The organism is Paenibacillus terrae HPL-003, assembly GCF_000235585.1.
Classification (GTDB): Bacteria; Bacillota; Bacilli; order Paenibacillales; family Paenibacillaceae; genus Paenibacillus; species Paenibacillus terrae_B.
Genome location: NC_016641.1, coordinates 5,488,457 through 5,505,794, shown reverse-complemented (window position 1 = coordinate 5,505,794; position 17,338 = coordinate 5,488,457). Strand labels below are relative to the sequence as shown.

General features: G+C 47.2%; 16 protein-coding genes. 10 read left to right on the top strand and 6 right to left on the bottom strand.

Annotation, left to right across the window (positions count from 1 at the left end; translation table 11 throughout):
- Positions 1-231: 231 nt before the first annotated feature.
- The 4 genes from HPL003_RS24450 to HPL003_RS24435 form a co-directional block, all read right to left on the bottom strand.
- Positions 232-1,452: an aminotransferase-like domain-containing protein gene (locus tag HPL003_RS24450; protein WP_014282476.1), complete on the bottom strand. Its 1,221-nt coding sequence runs from the start codon at positions 1,450-1,452 to the stop codon at positions 232-234.
- Positions 1,453-1,710: 258 nt separating this feature from the next.
- Positions 1,711-3,561 carry an ABC transporter ATP-binding protein gene (locus HPL003_RS24445; RefSeq protein WP_014282475.1) on the bottom strand — a complete coding sequence of 617 codons (1,851 nt, stop codon included), beginning with the start codon at positions 3,559-3,561 and terminating at the stop codon, positions 1,711-1,713.
- Positions 3,554-5,317 (bottom strand): ABC transporter ATP-binding protein, encoded by a 1,764-nt coding sequence (locus HPL003_RS24440; RefSeq protein WP_014282474.1) that lies wholly within the window; start codon positions 5,315-5,317, stop codon positions 3,554-3,556. The genes HPL003_RS24445 and HPL003_RS24440 overlap by 8 nt, the downstream gene beginning before the upstream one ends.
- 46 nt (positions 5,318-5,363) lie before the next feature.
- Complete coding sequence (locus HPL003_RS24435) at positions 5,364-5,771, bottom strand: MarR family winged helix-turn-helix transcriptional regulator (protein WP_014282473.1); 408 nt, start codon at positions 5,769-5,771, stop codon at positions 5,364-5,366.
- Positions 5,772-5,949: 178 nt separating this feature from the next.
- Here HPL003_RS24435 and pdxR point away from each other — a divergent pair, with 178 nt between their 5' ends.
- Both pdxR and HPL003_RS28005 read left to right on the top strand, forming a co-directional pair.
- The gene (pdxR, locus tag HPL003_RS24430) at positions 5,950-7,425 is read left to right on the top strand and encodes a MocR-like pyridoxine biosynthesis transcription factor PdxR (protein WP_014282472.1); all 1,476 of its coding nucleotides are present in this window, start codon (positions 5,950-5,952) and stop codon (positions 7,423-7,425) included.
- A gap of 87 nt (positions 7,426-7,512) precedes the next feature.
- The gene (locus tag HPL003_RS28005) at positions 7,513-7,755 is read left to right on the top strand and encodes a hypothetical protein (protein WP_081473760.1); all 243 of its coding nucleotides are present in this window, start codon (positions 7,513-7,515) and stop codon (positions 7,753-7,755) included.
- A gap of 65 nt (positions 7,756-7,820) precedes the next feature.
- On the opposite strand, the gene HPL003_RS24425 is transcribed toward HPL003_RS28005, so the two are convergent.
- Positions 7,821-9,704 carry a S8 family peptidase gene (locus HPL003_RS24425; protein WP_014282471.1) on the bottom strand — a complete coding sequence of 628 codons (1,884 nt, stop codon included), beginning with the start codon at positions 9,702-9,704 and terminating at the stop codon, positions 7,821-7,823.
- A 185-nt stretch (positions 9,705-9,889) separates the two neighbouring features.
- Between HPL003_RS24425 and HPL003_RS24420 the strand changes: the two genes are divergently transcribed.
- The 6 genes from HPL003_RS24420 to thiI all read left to right on the top strand — a co-directional run bounded on the left by HPL003_RS24420 (position 9,890) and on the right by thiI (position 14,705).
- Positions 9,890-10,396, top strand: coding sequence for a YpuI family protein (locus HPL003_RS24420; RefSeq protein ID WP_014282470.1), 507 nt, complete (start codon positions 9,890-9,892; stop codon positions 10,394-10,396).
- Between the two features lie 187 nt (positions 10,397-10,583).
- Positions 10,584-10,811, top strand: coding sequence for a DUF1540 domain-containing protein (locus HPL003_RS24415; protein ID WP_043922899.1), 228 nt, complete (start codon positions 10,584-10,586; stop codon positions 10,809-10,811).
- Positions 10,812-10,856: 45 nt separating this feature from the next.
- The gene (locus HPL003_RS24410; RefSeq protein ID WP_014282468.1) at positions 10,857-11,252 is read left to right on the top strand and encodes a hypothetical protein; all 396 of its coding nucleotides are present in this window, start codon (positions 10,857-10,859) and stop codon (positions 11,250-11,252) included.
- 226 nt (positions 11,253-11,478) lie between these two features.
- Positions 11,479-12,174: a lytic transglycosylase domain-containing protein gene (locus tag HPL003_RS24405; RefSeq protein ID WP_014282467.1), complete on the top strand. Its 696-nt coding sequence runs from the start codon at positions 11,479-11,481 to the stop codon at positions 12,172-12,174.
- Between the two features lie 154 nt (positions 12,175-12,328).
- Positions 12,329-13,477, top strand: a complete 1,149-nt coding sequence (locus HPL003_RS24400; RefSeq protein WP_014282466.1) for a cysteine desulfurase family protein — start codon at positions 12,329-12,331, stop codon at positions 13,475-13,477.
- A gap of 1 nt (position 13,478) precedes the next feature.
- The gene (thiI, locus tag HPL003_RS24395) at positions 13,479-14,705 is read left to right on the top strand and encodes a tRNA uracil 4-sulfurtransferase ThiI (RefSeq protein ID WP_014282465.1); all 1,227 of its coding nucleotides are present in this window, start codon (positions 13,479-13,481) and stop codon (positions 14,703-14,705) included.
- A gap of 103 nt (positions 14,706-14,808) precedes the next feature.
- Here thiI and HPL003_RS24390 read toward each other — a convergent pair whose 3' ends face one another.
- Positions 14,809-15,495: a TerC family protein gene (locus HPL003_RS24390; protein WP_014282464.1), complete on the bottom strand. Its 687-nt coding sequence runs from the start codon at positions 15,493-15,495 to the stop codon at positions 14,809-14,811.
- A gap of 250 nt (positions 15,496-15,745) precedes the next feature.
- Here HPL003_RS24390 and HPL003_RS24385 point away from each other — a divergent pair, with 250 nt between their 5' ends.
- Both HPL003_RS24385 and HPL003_RS24380 read left to right on the top strand, forming a co-directional pair.
- Entirely contained in the window at positions 15,746-16,405 is a 660-nt protein-coding gene (locus tag HPL003_RS24385; protein WP_014282463.1) for a TerC family protein, read from the top strand.
- Positions 16,406-16,568: 163 nt separating this feature from the next.
- Positions 16,569-17,060, top strand: a complete 492-nt coding sequence (locus HPL003_RS24380; protein WP_014282462.1) for a hypothetical protein — start codon at positions 16,569-16,571, stop codon at positions 17,058-17,060.
- Positions 17,061-17,338: the final 278 nt, after the last annotated feature.

Genomic DNA, 17,338 nt, shown 5'->3' with positions numbered 1-17,338 from the left:
TTTGCATGAAAAACTTGGAATCCAAATGTATTTAATGAATTACAAAAAAGGGTCAAGCCATATTCCTTTGGGAATCAGGCTTGGCCCTTTTTTGTAGAAGCGTCAGCGTTCGCCTTTGTCCTCGGATTCCGACCTTTCGGAACTTATATGATTAGGAATCCGGGGGCAACAGCGATCGTAAGACCAAATGATTCGCGAAGCGTTCTCGCGTCGGTGCCCTGCCAACCTTCATTAGCGCACGCTTTTTTCCAATCTTTCCTCTGCATACATCTTCAATGCCCGATCCAAACGGTTAACCGCTTCAGGAAGCAGTGAAGGATCGGTATGCGTAAAGTTGATCCGCATATGGTTGCTGCCGCTCAGATCAGCATAAAATACTTGTCCTGGCACAAATGCGACCCCTTCCTGAATGGCCAATTCCAGCAAACGATCGGAACGGAAGCCTTCGGGTAAAGTGACCCACATAAACATGCCGCCAAGCGCATCATCCCACGTGATGCCTTCCCATTGACGTTCTTTCATCAGCGTTGTGAGGCGTAGCATACGAGAGTGATATTCGCTGGATACGGTACGAATATGTCCATCCAAATCAAAAAAGTCCAAGAGCTCATTTAAAGCACGTTGATCGATACTGCTGGAATGCAGATCAGCAGATTGTTTGGCCTTCGAGACTTTATTGACAATCGCTTGATCAGCAACCAGCCATCCAGAACGAACACCAGGAGCAACGGTTTTGGAGAAGGTAGAGGTGTACATGACATGACTGTCTCCACCTTGCTGCTGGTCAATGGATAAAAGGGTAGGGAAGTTAAGGTTTTCGTCAAATTTGAGACGTCCGTAAGGATCATCCTCAAAAATCAAAGTTCCGTATTTACGGCATAGCTCAACAACGCCTACTCTGCGTTCCATGCTCCATACACTCCCCGCCGGGTTGGAGAAAGTTGGGATGACATACACGAATTTAGGCTGATATTCCTTGAGCTTGGCTTCAAGATCATCTAATTGCATACCGTTGGAGTCTGTATTTACACTTACAATGTTGGCACCATAGGACTTAAACACCTGAAGAGCTGCCAAATAAGTAGGGGACTCCACCAATACAGTATTCTGCGGATCAAGCAGCACACGTGAAACCAGATCGATAGTCTGCTGAGAGCCCGTCGTCATGATGATGTTATCTCTGGTGACGGAGATGCCTTGGGATGCCATCATGGTTGTAAGGCGTTCCCGTAGAGGAATGTACCCATCGGTTAGACCGTATTGAAGCGCGGTAGTACCGCCGAGACGGAATACCCGCTCATAGGCTTGAGCAACGGCTTCGATGGGGAAAAAGGCATCGGCCGGAAGACCGCCTGCCAGGGATAACACTTCTGTTCCCTGTGTCAGCTTCAAAATGTCCCTAACGATGGACGAGCCCTGAGTACGAGCCATACCCGAAAATTTGTATTCCAATCCAATCATCTCCTGTGTTCTATACTGTACTATGAAATTTATTGTATTATAACAATAATGAAGTATAACAGTAAACGTCTGAATATAACAGTTGATTGATCTAATCGAAAGCCGAAAAAATCCTGATCCCAAGTGGAAAAGCACACCAAAAACGTGTCTGGATCGCCCTTCTCAGCGATCATCAGACACGTTCTCTTTTACCCTGATATGCTATTAGTAGCTATTATTCTGATTTTTCAAATAAGGGACTGGTTATTTTTAGGATGCATGTTCAAACTGACTGTTATATAGATCGGCATAGAAGCCGCCTTTAGCCAGCAATTCCTCATGGTTACCTGTTTCGATAATGTCGCCGTCCTTCATGACCAGAATCATATCGGCGTTCTTGATCGTCGAGAGGCGGTGGGCAATCACAAAGGAGGTTTTCCCTACAGTCAGCCGGTCCATCGCTTGTTGAATCAGCAATTCTGTACGCGTATCGACGGAGCTTGTGGCCTCATCTAGAATAAGCATGGGTGCATCTTCAATCATGGCTCTTGCAATGGTAATCAACTGCTTTTGACCGGCAGAGAGATTGGCTTTGTCGTCCAACATCGTATCATAGCCCTGCGGCAGTGTTTTAAGGAAGCTGTGCAGCCCCACCGCTCTACATGCGGCCTCTACCTGTTCATCGGTAACATGCTCTTTGGAAAAGACAATATTCTCGCGGATCGTTCCTTCAAACAGCCAGGTATCCTGCAGCACCATACAGAATAATTCATGAATATTCTTACGTGTTAATTGGCTGCTCGGGGTTCCATCAATATAGATTTCCCCGCCGTTCAGTTCATAGAACCGCATGAGCAAGTTCACGAGTGTCGTTTTACCGGCGCCTGTCGGACCAACAATGGCAATTTTCTGGCCAGCTTCAGCTTTCATGGAAAAGTCTTGGATAATCATACGGTCTTCGTTATAACCGAAGCGGACATGTTTGAATTCGACTTCCCCTTTGGCGTTGTCCAGCTTCATGGTCTTATCGCTCTCATCCGCCAATTCTTCTTCACCCAGAAATTCGAATACACGTTCACTGGCGGCAGCCGCTGATTGCAGATTGGTTGCTGCCTGTGCCAATTGTGACAAGGGCTGTGTAAACAGACGAATATACACCATAAAGGCCACAATTGTTCCGATGGTTATCGCATGTTGGTTCACCAGCAAAGCGCCCACGACACAGACCGCGACATAACCGAAATTCCCGATGAACATCATAACCGGCATCATCAGACCAGACATGAACTGGGATTTCCATGCATTTGTATATAAGCGGTCGTTAATGCCATGGAACATTTCCTTGGCTGCTTGTTCTCCGTTATATACCTTGACTACGCTATGACCAGCATAGGTTTCTTCGATATGACCGTTGAGCTGGCCAAGCTCCGCTTGCTGTGCTACAAAATATTTTTGTGAATGCTTCATAATCACGGTCATCAGTAAAAAACCGATCAGCGTAGCTACAATCCCGGTAATGGTCATGATCCAGTTCGTATACAGCATCATAACCAATGCGCCCACGAAGGTTGCCAGCGCACTGACAAGCGTACCAAGACTATTGTTTAACGTTTGTCCGATGGTATCGACATCGTTGGTCACACGGCTAAGCACATTACCATAGCTCGTAGCATCAAAATATTTCAAAGGCATATGATTGATTTTTCGGGACAGTTCTGTCCGCATCTTCTTTGTAAGATGCTGTGACACGGTTACCGTAATGAAACCTTGGAAATAATTAAAGATAAGACCGAGACCATACAAAACTACCAATACAAGAACAATCTTCTGGACAGCATTCACATCAATCCCTGTTACGATTCCTTGCTGGATCAGGTTGGTAATATCGCTGAGCTTACCCGGACCAATCACGTTGAAGATGGAACCGGCCAGCGCCAGCACCATAGAGAGTATAATCATAGGTACATAGGCCTTACCGTAGGATAAGAGCTGCTTAATGGTCTTTTTAAAATTATTCGCTTTTTCACCAGCACCCATGCCTCCCGCAGGACCTCCACCCATGGGACCTTGCTGTTTCGACTTCATATGCTTGCTGTCTGTGGTGTGTTCATTCTTATCCATGTACGAGTTCCTCCTTCGAAAGCTGCGAATAAGCAATCTCCTGATAGGTCCCGCAGCTCGCCATCAGCTCTTCATGCGTGCCGTTCCCTACAATCTCGCCCTGGTCCAATACGATAATCCGATCAGCGTCCTTAATGGTGCCTATGCGCTGAGCGACAATGAGTGTCGTAGCATGGTCGGTTTCTTTTTTAAGCGCAGAGCGCAGAATCCGGTCTGTTCTGTAGTCCAGTGCCGAGAAGGAATCATCGAAAATATAAATCTCCGGCCGACGGTAGATGGCACGCGCAATGGACAGACGCTGCTTTTGACCACCGGACACGTTCGCTCCACCTTGTGAAATCCGTCCCTGATACTGACCATCCATTTTTTCAACAAACTCTGTGCCTTGGGCAATCCCTACGGCTGCTTTGACGAGTTTCTCCGAAGCGTCTGCTCTTCCGTTATCACCATACGAAACGTTGGATGCCACTGTACCGCTGAAAAGCACGGCTCTCTGAGGGACATACCCGATTTTGTTATGGAGTGTCTGCTGCTTATAGCTTCTGACATTCACCCCATCTACGAGCACCTCTCCCTCGGTCACATCGTAAAAACGGGAAATCAGATTGATTACGCTGGTTTTGCCGCTACCTGTTGCGCCAATAAAGGCAATCGTCTCGCCCTGTTTTGCCGTAAAGCTAATGTTGCTAAGCACGGGCTCCTCCGCATCCGGATATTTGAAGCTGACATTACGGAATTCCACCTGACCCATAACGTCCTCTTCTCCAGCCGTCTCATGCCCATCAACGATGCGGGATTCGGTATTCAATACCTCCATGATCCGTTTCGCAGAAATCGAAGCTCGAGGCATCAGGAAGAAGATCATACTTACCATCATAAAGGCCATGACCACCTGCATCGCATAAGAGGAAAATACGACCATATTAGAGAACAACGCAATGCGGTCCGGCACGGCCGCTCCGTTAATCAGATAAGCGCCAATCCAATAGATAGAGACACTCAGACCCGACATAATAAAGGTCATACCCGGGCCAACCATTGTCATTAACCGGTTCGCAAACAGGTTTGTATTCATCAATTCGACATTGGCCTGCCCGAACTTCTCCTCCTGATACTGATCTGCATTATAAGCGCGCACCACCCGAAGCCCGGTCAGATGCTCACGTGTTACCCTGTTCAGATTATCGGTGAGACGCTGGATTTTTTGGAAACTGGGGAGAGCGAAAATAATAATGACACTCAGCATCAGGATCAGGACAGCCACGGCCCCTCCTGTAGAGGCGGTCCACTGCCAGTTTTTATCCGCAATCTTCACAATGGCCCACACGGCCAGAATCGGTGCCTTGATGATCACCTGTAGCCCCAGCGCAACCACCGTTTGAATCTGGGTAACATCGTTCGTGGAGCGGGTGATGAGGCTTGCCGTCGAAAAGCTGTTCATCTCTTCCATCGAAAAGGATAAGGTCTTATCAAAGACCATCGCACGCAGACGCATGGCCAGCCCTGCCGCCACCTTCGCCGCGAAATAGCCGACAATAATAGATGCAATCATACTGCCGACGGCACACAACAGCATATAACTGCCGGGAATCAGCAGTTCCGATATAGGTGTTCCTTCCGTTTGCAGCTTGGTCGTAATTTCCGCCATATAATCAGGCAGCTTCAGATCAAGCCATACCTGCACAACGATGAAAGCCAGGCTGTAAAGCACGAGCATCCATTCATTTTTCTTGAGATATTTGAATATCTTCAGCATTCTGTTGCTCTCCTTTTATCTGAAAATCTTAGGTGTTTGATGCAATTTAGTTTTTAGAGACAATAAGCTTAATGAGTCGGATAAACTCTTTGGCATCTTGTTCGTCTAGCTTTCGAAGAATTTTCTCGCTCCATGCGACTCCTTCGTTATACCTGTCAATCATAAATTGCTTGCCTGAATCCGTAATGAATACAATCACCTTGCGTTTGTCGTTGACATCCGTACGTCGTACAATCAGTCCTTTCTTCTCCAAACTTTTCAGCGCCGTTGCTACCCGTCCCGTACTGACAGACAAGTATTCGCTCAAATGGCCCGAAGTAACCCCGTCCTGATGACTCAAAGCGATGAGAATCCCCATTTCACCACGGGAAAAGTGCACTCGTTCCTCTAATACCGGTTTGCGCGATTTGGCGATACACTCGAATAGTTCTGTTGCTGATGCTTTATAATCCATTGACTACAACACCTTCTAGTTTTTATCTTATACTGTAAGATAATAATGACGCCCGGGTAAAATGTCAATTCGAGAAAATATGGAAAACAAGAAGCTCGTTCGGCCGATTCGCGTCGTCTACCAAGTGATTGAATGTTACAATGGAAGTCGATGGTCAGATTCTGGAGGGACGATTCCGATGCATATTGAACTCAGCCGCAATAGCAGTGTCAAATTATATTTACAAATTGCCAAAACATTAGCGGACCGTATCCAGTCCGGACTGCTGCCTCAGGGTACAAAGCTTCCCTCTGTCCGCCATTTGTCCAGTCTGCTTTCCGTTAGCCCTGTAACTGTAAGCAAGGCGTATGCGGAGCTGGAATCCATACATCTTGTGGTATGTACACAGGGAAAGGGATGCTATGTAGCCGAACCTTCTGTGTCATTGCATCGTGAGGAAACGCTGGATTTATCATGGCAAATGTCGCTGATTGATTACTTGCCGCGTGCACAGTTGTGGAGAAACTTTAATCATAGCCGTCAGGTTCCCTATTCATTTCATATTGCAGCAGTTCAGCCAGAGCTTCTTCCCACTCGTGAAATCATTGACGATACCCGACGTTTATCCTCCGAAGACCCCGATGCGATGGCTGTTTACGGCACATTCGAAGGAGATGTAGAACTGAGGGAAGTATTTGCAGTTCACCTGAGCGAACGTGGAATCCATATTGAAGCAGAACATCTGCTTGTGACAAGCGGTGCCCAGCAGGGGATTGATCTTGTGGCGCGTACGTTCGTTGGACCTGGTGACGTCGTCTATATGGAGGCTCCTACGTATACGGGTGCAATTGATGTATTCACCAGCCGAGGTGCCAAGGTGGTTATGATTCCGATGGATGAGCAGGGCATGCGCATGGATATCCTGACACACCTCTGTGACACTCATCCTCCAAAGCTGATCTATACGATACCTACCTTTCATAATCCCACTGGAATAACCTTAACGACGGTCAGACGCATGCAGCTTCTGGATCTGGCGCAAAGTTATCATTGTCTGATCGTCGAAGATGATCCGTTTTCTGATCTGTACTACAAAACAAAGCCGCCGCTTCCCATCAAGGCGCATGATCTGTCCGGACATGTGATTTATATTAAAAGCTTCAGTAAAACCGTCGCTCCTGGCTGTCGTATCGCTTGTGTAGTGGCTACAGGAAGTGTGCTGGACCGCCTTGTGGCAGCCAAGTCAACTACGGATCTCGGAAGCCCTCTATTGACGCAAAAAGCATTGTTACCATTCATCAGGCATCGGCTGGATAACTATCTCGTCTTGTTAAGAGATCAAATGCAGGACCGTCTGACAACTGCATTGCACACACTTCAGCGCTTTGCCCCTGCAGAAGTCACCTGGCAAGCACCTGAGGGTGGTCTTAATATGTGGATAAAACTCCCGCCTGCTGTTGATATCGCAGAGCTGGGACGATTAGCTGATCGGGAAGGTATATCCTTTTTACCAGGCGGGGTGTGCTATGCAGGTGGTATGGAAAGTAATCATATTCGTATTTCCTTTTCATACACGGCCAAGGATACACTCGAAGCAGGATTGCGCAAGTTATGCCGCTTGCTGGGAGAACTGCTTGACCGCTCGATCATCATGGAACGAAGGCCTATTTTATAAGGATATTTGCAATAGGGGGTAATCATCCAATCACAGGGAACCCCTTCATAATATGCTGTACTAATTCACCGAAAGGAGTTGCACATTATGAGTCATTGCCCTTACGATCCTATCGTGTGCCCGCCGATGCAATTTGTAAATCATCAATTTTTCCCACAAGTCGTGCCTGTGGTTCATCCAATTGAGATTGTCAACCAAACGCACATTATACCTGTACCCCACCATGTATTTCCAGTGGTTGTAAAGGACCCGGGTGACCCTTGCTGTCATACCCTCAGTCATACACGCAGTAATGGCAAGCGACAGGTACGTAGTAAATCTAAGCGCTAAGGGTTTACAAAAAAAAGCAGTCATGGAGCGTACATGGCTGCTTTTTGTCCAAACGGAATCCTTTTTTACTTTTCCAGCATTTTCAAGAGAGATTTAATCTTGTCACCCAAATGCTGTGGATACAACTGTAAAGGAACATACGGACGTTGAGCTGCTTTCAACGCCTTATATACATCGATTTGGCCATATCCGAAATATTTGTCATGTCCCGGTGTACCCAAATCAATCACGCTGTTTCTCATCAAATCCATGACCTCTTTGTTCGTCAGGTCGGGATTGATAGAACGAACGAGGGCCGCGAGCGCTGACACATGCGGACTGGCCATCGAAGTGCCTGAGAGAGCAGCGTATTGGTTCCCCGGATACGTGCTCGCTATGCTTGCGCCGGGGGCCATAACGTCAACATAATCTCCGTAGTTGGAAAAGGAAGCGCGGTGCATGGACGCGTCTGTGGCAGATACGGCAAATACTTCAGGATAAGCGGCGGGATAGCCGGGTCGTTCCGTATTATCATTTCCCGTGGCCGCGACTAATACAATATCCTTGTCATAGGCATATTTAATCGCATCGTGCAAAAATTCAGCTTGCGCATAATTGCCGAGGCTCAAATTAATGACCTTGGCTCCATGGTCTGCGGCCCATATAATACCTTCTGCCACGGAATATGTGGTACCGGAGCCGGATTGATCGAGTACCTTGACTGGCATAACCTTGTTGTACCATGTCATGCCAGCAACACCCTCGCCGTTGTTCACGAGCGCGGAAATGATGCCGGCAACATGCGTTCCGTGACCGACGTCATCGTAAGGCTTTTCCTTCGAGTTGACTACGTTGTGTCCCGGTAGGATTTGGCCCTTTAGATCAGGATGGTCCATATCCACTCCCGTATCCACGACTGCTACGACTACATTTTTACTGCCTTTGGATAGCGCCCAGCCCCGGTTGGTTTCGGTGGCCGGCAGATTCCACTGATAGCGGGAAAAGAGCAGGTCATTCGGAATAGAGACATCCGACGCTTTTACGGGTGTTTTTTCATTAGTCAGATACATGTAGTGAGGTTCTGCATATATCGGGTTCCACTTTTGCGAGAAATATTGCTTTAGTTCTTTGAAGTTCATGTTATTCGAATGGAACACATACGTATAACCGAGCTTTCGGCCTGGCTCGCAGTTCAAATCTGCGGCAATTTCGCGTAATTGCCGTTGATCAGGATTTTGGCGGAAGCGAACGACGATTTCATTTTCAAAATAATGGCTCGCATTTTCATTGTCATGCCCCGTCTTGACAGTAATATCATGCAGTGTGTCGGGATGTACAGATTCGATTTTGTAGCTGCCTTCCTTCGGGTATGGGATCAGGCGCAGGTTTTTACGCTGATGCTTTTCCACGTCACGAAGCACTTGCTGGCTGACCAGTGCGGCAACGCCGTATGTCCCGTCAGTCGATGGCTCTGCCATGACAAAATATTTTCCGCCTTCTGCCTGAAAAGCAGCGGACTCGTAAGATTTATTTTGCAGGACGGAACGGCGAGCCGCAGCCAGGCTATTTTTGACTTGAACGTGATTAAGCAGACGAGGTTGTGCCTTACTGCCTGTGTAGGTAGTGTTCTTCCCGTCACGTGTATTGATCCACTGTAGCGTGTGAAGATGATTGTGGGACTGCTGAAGCTTGCGGGCAAATTGCTTTTTCTGATCATTAGTTTTACCATTCAGTTCTCGCATTACGTATTCAATATCCTGCCTGGCATCCATGCGGGTGATGGTATCCGTAGCGGACAAGTCCAAAGCTAACATTCCTTTTTTGAGCTGCTTTTCCTGCTGTGGGACCATTTTTGCCGTATATTCGGGCTGTGGTGTGTGGCGGTGATCTCGGGAAGGCAGCATCAGGGTGATGAGAAGCACCCCGGCGGCTGCTCCGATCAGGGGTTTTAACCATTTTTGCCGAGACATGGGACCGTCCTCCTTGGGAGTTTATGAATTTATGGTTTAGCGTGAGAAGGTTGGCATGTTTTTATACCTTTCAATCTTTATTTGTGTTAGGATAAATACTGAAAATTACAGCTCTTTCGGTTAGAAGGATCTATTTTCGGGTAACCAATTGATGAACAAGCAACAAATAAGGGGGAGCTGCATTGATGTCAGCAGTCAACGTACAAAAATTATGTGAGTCGGCGCAGGAGAAACTGAAATCTGCCGTGGAACGGGTGGAAGCATTCCTTAATGAGCATGCACTACCGGAGCTGGCTGTAGATCGCAGTGAGGAGTCCGTACTCTTTTACAAAGGCTTTTTGTCGGATCTCCGCCATGTCCTTGTTTTTTCCGAAGTATCTTATGAAAAGCTGGGTGTGGCTTTGCGCCGTGCCAACTTTGACGTCGATTTTGCGGAAAAGGCATTGTATAACGTTTATCATGACTGCGTGAACAGCTTTTTTTATCCCAAAAATGAATCTTACGCAGAGGACGGACGCTACGCTTATACGGGACAAGATGCTATACGCTTCCGTAAAACGCCAGTAACTCCCGCCCGCGAAGTGATCATGGACATTACGAAAAATTTTGAAGAATTGCGCGATGATCTTGCTTATTATGAAAGTGATTATTTGACTCAGCGCCGGATGCAGACTCGCCGTACACATGCGTAAGCATCTAGCCAGGTGATTTTTTTACATCAAAACAAAAACATATGAGACAAGCAAGCCGTTTCCTGTTTGCTTCCTGCCAGTTTGGAGGAGGTGCCGGAAACGGCTTTTTCGTATGTCACCAACTGCCATATGCCATGGGCGCATAGGTGAACGCTACGGGGGGGACAATGAATCCGAGGTGATAATCATGAGCCAGGAGGCCAAGCCAATAGTCAAATGCAGCGTAGCCAATTGTCATTATTGGGGAGAAAACAACTTGTGCAAGGCAGATTTGATCATGATAGAAAGTGACAGTCATGCCGGGAAAAAATTTGATGAAGAATATGCAGGTGAAAGCTTCAGCTCAGTTGAACGTGACCAGGCTGCAACATCTGCTGCAACCTGTTGCCACACATTTAAACCAAAGTCCCTGTAAAAATTCATACCGCAAATCATTACGTATCTGGAGGTGCAGTGTATTATGGAGGATCATGAAACTGATAAGCATCAAGACCAAGAGCATTTTAGCCGTGAGCGTGTGGACTACCCCCGTCGCACTCAAGAGCGGTCTGCCAAGCGTCGCAAACACCAGGAGGAATATGCGTCTGAGGTAGCTCCCGGCTCACCAGCTGTGACTCGGCATGAGGACAAGGATGAGCAGCATGTCATAAGCCAAAGTGGACGTATCTCTGGCTATATCGGTCTAGCCGCAGGAATTGCTGCACTGTTTATGTGGTCTATTGTGCTGGGACCTATTGCTGCAGTGTTGGGCTTTTTTGCTTATGTAAATGGTAACAAAACAACAGGTATTTGGTCGATTGGACTGGGTGCGCTGGCGACATTAAGTTACTTTGCTTTTATACCGTTTGTTCGTTGATCTTGTGAAGGCACGAAAAGCCGGGTGATCGCTTGCTCTGTTCGAGTAAAATTATTATAGCGATCTATCTGTATTGACCCATTACCATGAAGCTCCGCTGTCAATTCGACAGATGCGGAGCTTTTTTTCGTTAAAAAGTATGGCAGTACATAGCAAAACGTTGTATCATAAGCAGTAATGATAGGCAGTTTGGGATATAACAACTAAAGAAAGTTGGGAATACCACATGCAAATAGATCCGCGCGTGTCCAAGGCCATAATAGATACGCAGTTGTTGAGTAATATAGGTGCTACAGCACAAACGGGTACAACGGACGCCTTTTCCGGATTACTCGAGCAGGCAGGGCAGTTGGAGACAGATGATGCTGCAGCTCGTGTAAATTCAGGGGACGTTACAAGGGATGAAAATGGGTTGCTTTGGCTCCAATTGGGACCATCGAGGGGAACGGCTTCGCCATTGGCGGTATATCCTGCTTCCAGCGCAGCAACCGATGGGCCGACCAAACCTACAGCTTATGATGATTTAATTAACGAGGCCGGCAATAAATACGGGGTTCCGGTGTCGCTGATTAAAGCGGTCATTGATACGGAATCTTCGTTTAACCCGCTGGTCACATCTTCAGCTGGAGCCAAAGGGCTTATGCAGCTCATGGATGCTACGGCCCAAGGATTGGGAGTTAGCGATGCGTATGACCCTGCACAAAATATTGATGCTGGCGTTCGTTATTTGTCTTACCAGATTAAGCGTTTTAATGGACAGGAAAATATGGCCTTGGCAGCTTATAATGCAGGCCCCGGGCGGGTACAGCGATTGGGCGTGAATAGTGACGAGCAGTTGATGGCTGTGCTGGACATGCTTCCGGTAGAAACGCAAAAGTATATTACCAAAATTCAGAATGCACGTGAAAAATATACGTTCTAAGCCCTGTAGCTTATAAAGAAAAAACAAAATTTTAATCAGACAGGTCCGCAGGCAGGATCAATATGGGGAAAGGGTGTCACTGTGTAATGCAGTGGCCTTTCCTTGTTTTGGTCTTTTTTTGTTGTAGAGGTTGCAGGGCAGAAAGGGGTGTTTCATGAAATATTTTGATTATGCAGCGACAACTCCGCCTTTTGAAGAGGTGATTACGACTATTGCCGAGGTAATGGGACGCCACTATGGCAATCCGTCCTCAATGCATCGATACGGGGAGGATGCGGATAAGCTGCTTAAGCGTTCCCGGGAGGTTTGTGCCACAGCTTTGAGGGTGCATCCGGCGGAGATTGTGTTCACATCCGGGGCAACGGAAAGCAACAATCTCGCTATTAAGGGAGTAGCCTTACAGTATCAGGCCAGAGGCAAGCATATCGTTACAGTGTCGACGGAGCATCCGTCCGTGTATGAAGCCTGCAAACAACTGGCAGACCTCGGTTTTGAGGTCACATTTCTGCCCGTTGATGCGGAAGGGCATGTCAGTGCCGAGCAGGTATGTGCAGCTACCCGCACAGACACGATTTTAGTCAGCATTATGCATGTCAATAATGAGACGGGAAGGGTACAGCCGTTGCATGATATCGGAGTTGCGTTGAAGGAACAGTTCCCACGTGTACTGTTCCATGTTGATGGTGTGCAGGGCTATGGAAAGCTTCCGGTGGATATTCGGGGCTGGAAGGCTGATCTGTACAGCCTGTCCGCACATAAGCTGCGCGGTCCCAAAGGAGCCGGACTACTTATTGTTCGGGAAGGTGTGGAGCTTTTCCCGTTGCTTAGCGGAGGCTCTCAGGAGCAGGGATTTCGTGCAGGCACGGAAAATGTTCCGCTGCTTGTCGGTATGTCCAAGGCGGTCCGGCTGGCAGGAGAACGGCAAGCAGAGGCGGCGCAGCGCATGACTGCGTGGAGAGATCGGGTAGCCGCGGAAGTGAAGACGATCCCTCAATTGCGACTGAACAGCGGGGAGGAAGCGCCGCACATTGTCCATTTTTCGTATCCAGGTATGAAGGCAGAGGTGCTGCTGCATACGCTGGAGCAATTGGGCGTGGCAGTATCGACCCAATCGGCTTGTTCCTCCAAATTGGCCGAGCCTAGCCGGATATTACTGGCGATGGGTCGCAATGAGGCGGAGGCGTCAGGCGGTATTCGGATCAGCTTCGGCGATGAACATACGGAACAGGATATTGACGAGCTTATTCTCGCGCTCCGCCAGGCTGTGGCGCAATTGGGATCCCTTGAAAGGTGGAAACGTTAAAATGCACTATGATATGCTGTTGCTTCGCTTTGGCGAATTTACATTGAAAGGGAAAAATCGCGCCCGTTTTGAAAAGGCGGTACTGAATCACGTAAAACTGTTGCTCAAGCCGTTTCCCAGCGCTTCTCTGCGTAAGGAATTTGGACGGATTTATGTAGTTCTCGGGGGAGAGTCTTATGAGCAGATCATCCAAGTGTTGAAAAGGGTGTTTGGTATCACCACCATCAGTCCTGTTAAAATGGCTCCTGTTGAGCTTGACACGATTATTGAGACCGCTGTAGCCTTGATGCATGAGTTGAATCCGACGGAAGGAACGACTTTCAAGGTAAATGCTCGCAGGGTGTGGAAAGGATTTGCCCATTCCTCTCATGAGATGAATCATTTGATTGGTTCGCCGGTACTGCGCGAGCTTCCAGTGTTAAAGGTCGATGTCCGCCAACCGGATATCGAGCTACGGGTGGAAGTCAGAGAGCAGGCGGCTTATATATTTAGCGATATTATTACTGCTGTAGGAGGCTATCCGTTAGGTACAAACGGCAAAGCTATGCTACTGCTCTCGGGCGGAATCGACAGTCCGGTAGCGGGATGGTCCTCCATGCGCAGAGGATTGGAAATCGAATGCGTCCATTTTTACAGCTATCCATTTACGAGTGAGCGTGCGAAAGAAAAGGTTATTGACTTGGCGAGGGTATTGGCGGGCTACGCGGGACGCATCAAGATTCATCTCGTACCTTTTACGGAGGTGCAGACGGCTTTTACACGCACTGGACAGGATAATCTAATCATTACGTTGATGAGACGGTCCATGCTGCGTATTGCTACGATGCTGGCGGAGCGTGAAGGCGCGCTGGCGCTAGTGACGGGTGACAGTCTCGGCCAAGTAGCCAGCCAAACTTTATCGAGCATGAATGTGATTGGGCGTTCGACGGAATTACCGTTGCTGCGTCCTCTCGTGATGATGGATAAACAGGAAATTACGGAATTAGCCAAGCAAATCGGCACATACGATCTATCTATCCTGCCATATGAGGATTGCTGCACATTGTTTGTTCCCAAATCCCCGACGACCAATCCTAATTTATGGGTTGTTCAAAAGATCGAAGCCTCTATTCGGGATTTAAATACTTTGATTGAACAGGCCGTGGCTACAACGGAGACGGTTGTTCTTGAGGCAGATGGGGCTATAGAGGGACGTAAAGAGGAAGTTGTGCAGGAGGATTGGTTTTAAAATCTTTTGAGATGCTACGTTTAACGGTATATAAAAAGGCAGATCCATCGACTATTGTCGGGTCTGCCTTTTAGATTACAGATATACAAGTTTTTTCTTGAAATTATTTCAAAACGGCTTTTTTTCGGCTGGATATGGCCCTGCGGTTTTGAAGATAGCCTGTGAGCAGAATACCAGCCGTCACTGTGGCAATAAACAGGATACGCAGTGCGGGGTGTTCGGTAAAGTATGGCTCCAGCTTGCGTTCCTCAGTAATCATATTGGAGGCGGTATAACCAAGCACAGCCGAGCCCAAATAAATGATCCAAGGAAATTTGTTAATAAGCTTGATGAAAAGAGTGCTTCCCCATACGACAATCGGTACGCTGATCAGTAGACCAAGCACCACCAGTATCAAATGCTGCTGGGCAGCACCTGCGACGGCGATGACGTTGTCCAGCCCCATGGCTGCATCGGCTATTATGATGGTGCGGATAGCCCCCCATAAGGTCGTTCCGGCTTTGACTTCGGCGTGATCCTCCTGATCTACCAGCAGCTTATATGCAATCCAGATCAGCATTACACCCCCGACGAGTAACAGCCACGGCACTCGAAGCAGCCAAAGCACGACAATCGTGGCGGCTATACGAATGAGCAGAGCACCTCCGGTACCGTACAAAATTGCTTTTTTTTGCGTTTCGAGCGGTAACTTTCGGGCGGCAAGTCCAATTACAATAGCGTTATCTCCTGCAAGTAGAAGGTCAATAAATATCACATTAAGCAGTAACATAAAAAACTGAAATCCGGACATGTCAATCGTTCTCATCTCCCTGATTAAACAACCTAAATTCAGTATGTTCTGTTTATGATTAATACCCGTTTTTCGGAAATACGATTCATTATATTGCTGTTTGCTACTGATTTCAAGGATTATGCTCAACAAATCTGGTATTGATCTTTAATAAATTATGGCTAATGATGAATGAAATTATTAGAGTCCAGGTACACAAGCATAGCCTCGTCCTATTTCGCATACAAGTAGCATGGGGGTGTTTGTACACATGGAGCATATCATTTTGCTGTTGAAAATATTAACGATCAATTTGGTGTTAAGCGGTGATAATGCGGTTGTTATAGCCATGGCGAGCAAAAACTTGCCTGCAAGGCAGCGGAGCCAAGCAATATGGTGGGGGGCGCTCGGCGCAGTTGTCCTGCGCTGTGTGTTGACTTTTGCAGCTGTCCTTTTGCTAGGTATACCCTATATTCAGGCGGTGGGCGGTCTGCTTCTATTATGGATTGCGTTTAAGCTGCTTTATGAGAATAACGATAATGTGGGAGTAAGAGCAGAAACAACCATATGGAAGGCTATACAGGTGATTCTGGTGGCGGATTTTGTGATGAGTCTGGATAATGTATTGGCTATTGCGGCACTTGCAAATGGGGATATTGCCATCATTGTCATCGGTATTGCGATTAGCATTCCAATTGTGGTATGGGGGAGCAACGTTATTGCAGTCTGGCTTCACCGTTTCCCCATACTTGTTCTACTCGGATCTGCAATATTGGCTTTTACGGCAGGTGAAATGCTACTGCGTGATCCCAGATTGGGAGCATGGTTAGCCGGACCGGGGGAAATTTTACATTCATGGTTGCCGGGATTGCTGGCCGCCGCAGTTGTATTAGCAGGAATAGTTCAGCAGTTGCGAGCCCGCCATATTTGAACGTAGTTTTTTTGGAAAACATCGGCTAAACTAGACATAGGGCTTTTGCAAACGCCGGGGAATCCACTCGGTTTTTGTAAGAACACTATACTTACAAAAATACACTTGACAACATCTGCGTTAAAAGATCAAAAAACAAATCCAGCAAATAAAGGAGACCACGATGAATTCCGGAAAAGAGCGTATGATCGGATTGGGCATCATTGCCGTAGGACTGATTATTTTGTTGGGAAAACTGGGGGTCTTCTCCTTTTTGGGACGAAATTTCTGGCCCTTGCTGATTTTAATACCTGGTATTATACTGCATGCGATGTACATGATGGGTAAGACTTCTCCCATTATGCTAATGCCGGCCGGGATTTTGTCGGTGTACGGTTTTTTATTTTTTCTATGTAATACATGGGGCTGGCATCTGATGGCTTATCTATGGTCTTTGTTACTGCTGGGTGTGGCGGTTGGATTATGGGAATACGCTATTAATGAAATAACGCTGCCTCGCACTATATATACAGGGAGCATGATTTTGGGACTAGTTTCGGTACTTCTACTGATTATTAGTATGTTGAGGACCGGAATGATTTATGTTTTTGCAGTGGTATTGATCGGTGCAGGGATATGGCTGGTTGTTAACAATCGTACCAAACGTAAATGGTGAAACGACAAGCAGTGCAAAATTTATGGCGGTAAATTACGGAACAGCCAATAATGTCTTGCTTTATGACATATTTCAACTATAATATAATGGATATGATAAGAGCGTCGGAATGTTTTCTGACGCTTATTTTAAGGTTTTCACGCGAATCGGAAAGAGAAGCTGCCTGCACGAAGCCTGAAATATATAGAGGGCTGGCAGGGAGCGGGCCTGAAGAACGATTGTTAGCCTTGGATAAGCATTACTTTCAGGATAGAGACACTATTTTGATATACGGAAAG

Excerpts from the sequence above, each read along its gene's own strand:
- HPL003_RS24445 (WP_014282475.1), bottom strand. The coding sequence starts at position 3,561 with ATGGATAAGAATGAACACACCACAGACAGCAAGCATATGAAGTCGAAA.
- HPL003_RS24440 (WP_014282474.1), bottom strand. The coding sequence starts at position 5,317 with ATGCTGAAGATATTCAAATATCTCAAGAAAAATGAATGGATGCTCGTG.
- HPL003_RS24435 (WP_014282473.1), bottom strand. The coding sequence starts at position 5,771 with ATGGATTATAAAGCATCAGCAACAGAACTATTCGAGTGTATCGCCAAA.
- pdxR (WP_014282472.1), top strand. The coding sequence starts at position 5,950 with ATGCATATTGAACTCAGCCGCAATAGCAGTGTCAAATTATATTTACAA.
- HPL003_RS28005 (WP_081473760.1), top strand. The coding sequence starts at position 7,513 with ATGAGTCATTGCCCTTACGATCCTATCGTGTGCCCGCCGATGCAATTT.
- HPL003_RS24425 (WP_014282471.1), bottom strand. The coding sequence starts at position 9,704 with ATGTCTCGGCAAAAATGGTTAAAACCCCTGATCGGAGCAGCCGCCGGG.
- HPL003_RS24420 (WP_014282470.1), top strand. The coding sequence starts at position 9,890 with ATGTCAGCAGTCAACGTACAAAAATTATGTGAGTCGGCGCAGGAGAAA.
- HPL003_RS24415 (WP_043922899.1), top strand. The coding sequence starts at position 10,584 with ATGAGCCAGGAGGCCAAGCCAATAGTCAAATGCAGCGTAGCCAATTGT.
- HPL003_RS24410 (WP_014282468.1), top strand. The coding sequence starts at position 10,857 with ATGGAGGATCATGAAACTGATAAGCATCAAGACCAAGAGCATTTTAGC.
- HPL003_RS24405 (WP_014282467.1), top strand. The coding sequence starts at position 11,479 with ATGCAAATAGATCCGCGCGTGTCCAAGGCCATAATAGATACGCAGTTG.
- HPL003_RS24400 (WP_014282466.1), top strand. The coding sequence starts at position 12,329 with ATGAAATATTTTGATTATGCAGCGACAACTCCGCCTTTTGAAGAGGTG.
- thiI (WP_014282465.1), top strand. The coding sequence starts at position 13,479 with ATGCACTATGATATGCTGTTGCTTCGCTTTGGCGAATTTACATTGAAA.
- HPL003_RS24390 (WP_014282464.1), bottom strand. The coding sequence starts at position 15,495 with ATGTCCGGATTTCAGTTTTTTATGTTACTGCTTAATGTGATATTTATT.
- HPL003_RS24385 (WP_014282463.1), top strand. The coding sequence starts at position 15,746 with ATGGAGCATATCATTTTGCTGTTGAAAATATTAACGATCAATTTGGTG.
- HPL003_RS24380 (WP_014282462.1), top strand. The coding sequence starts at position 16,569 with ATGAATTCCGGAAAAGAGCGTATGATCGGATTGGGCATCATTGCCGTA.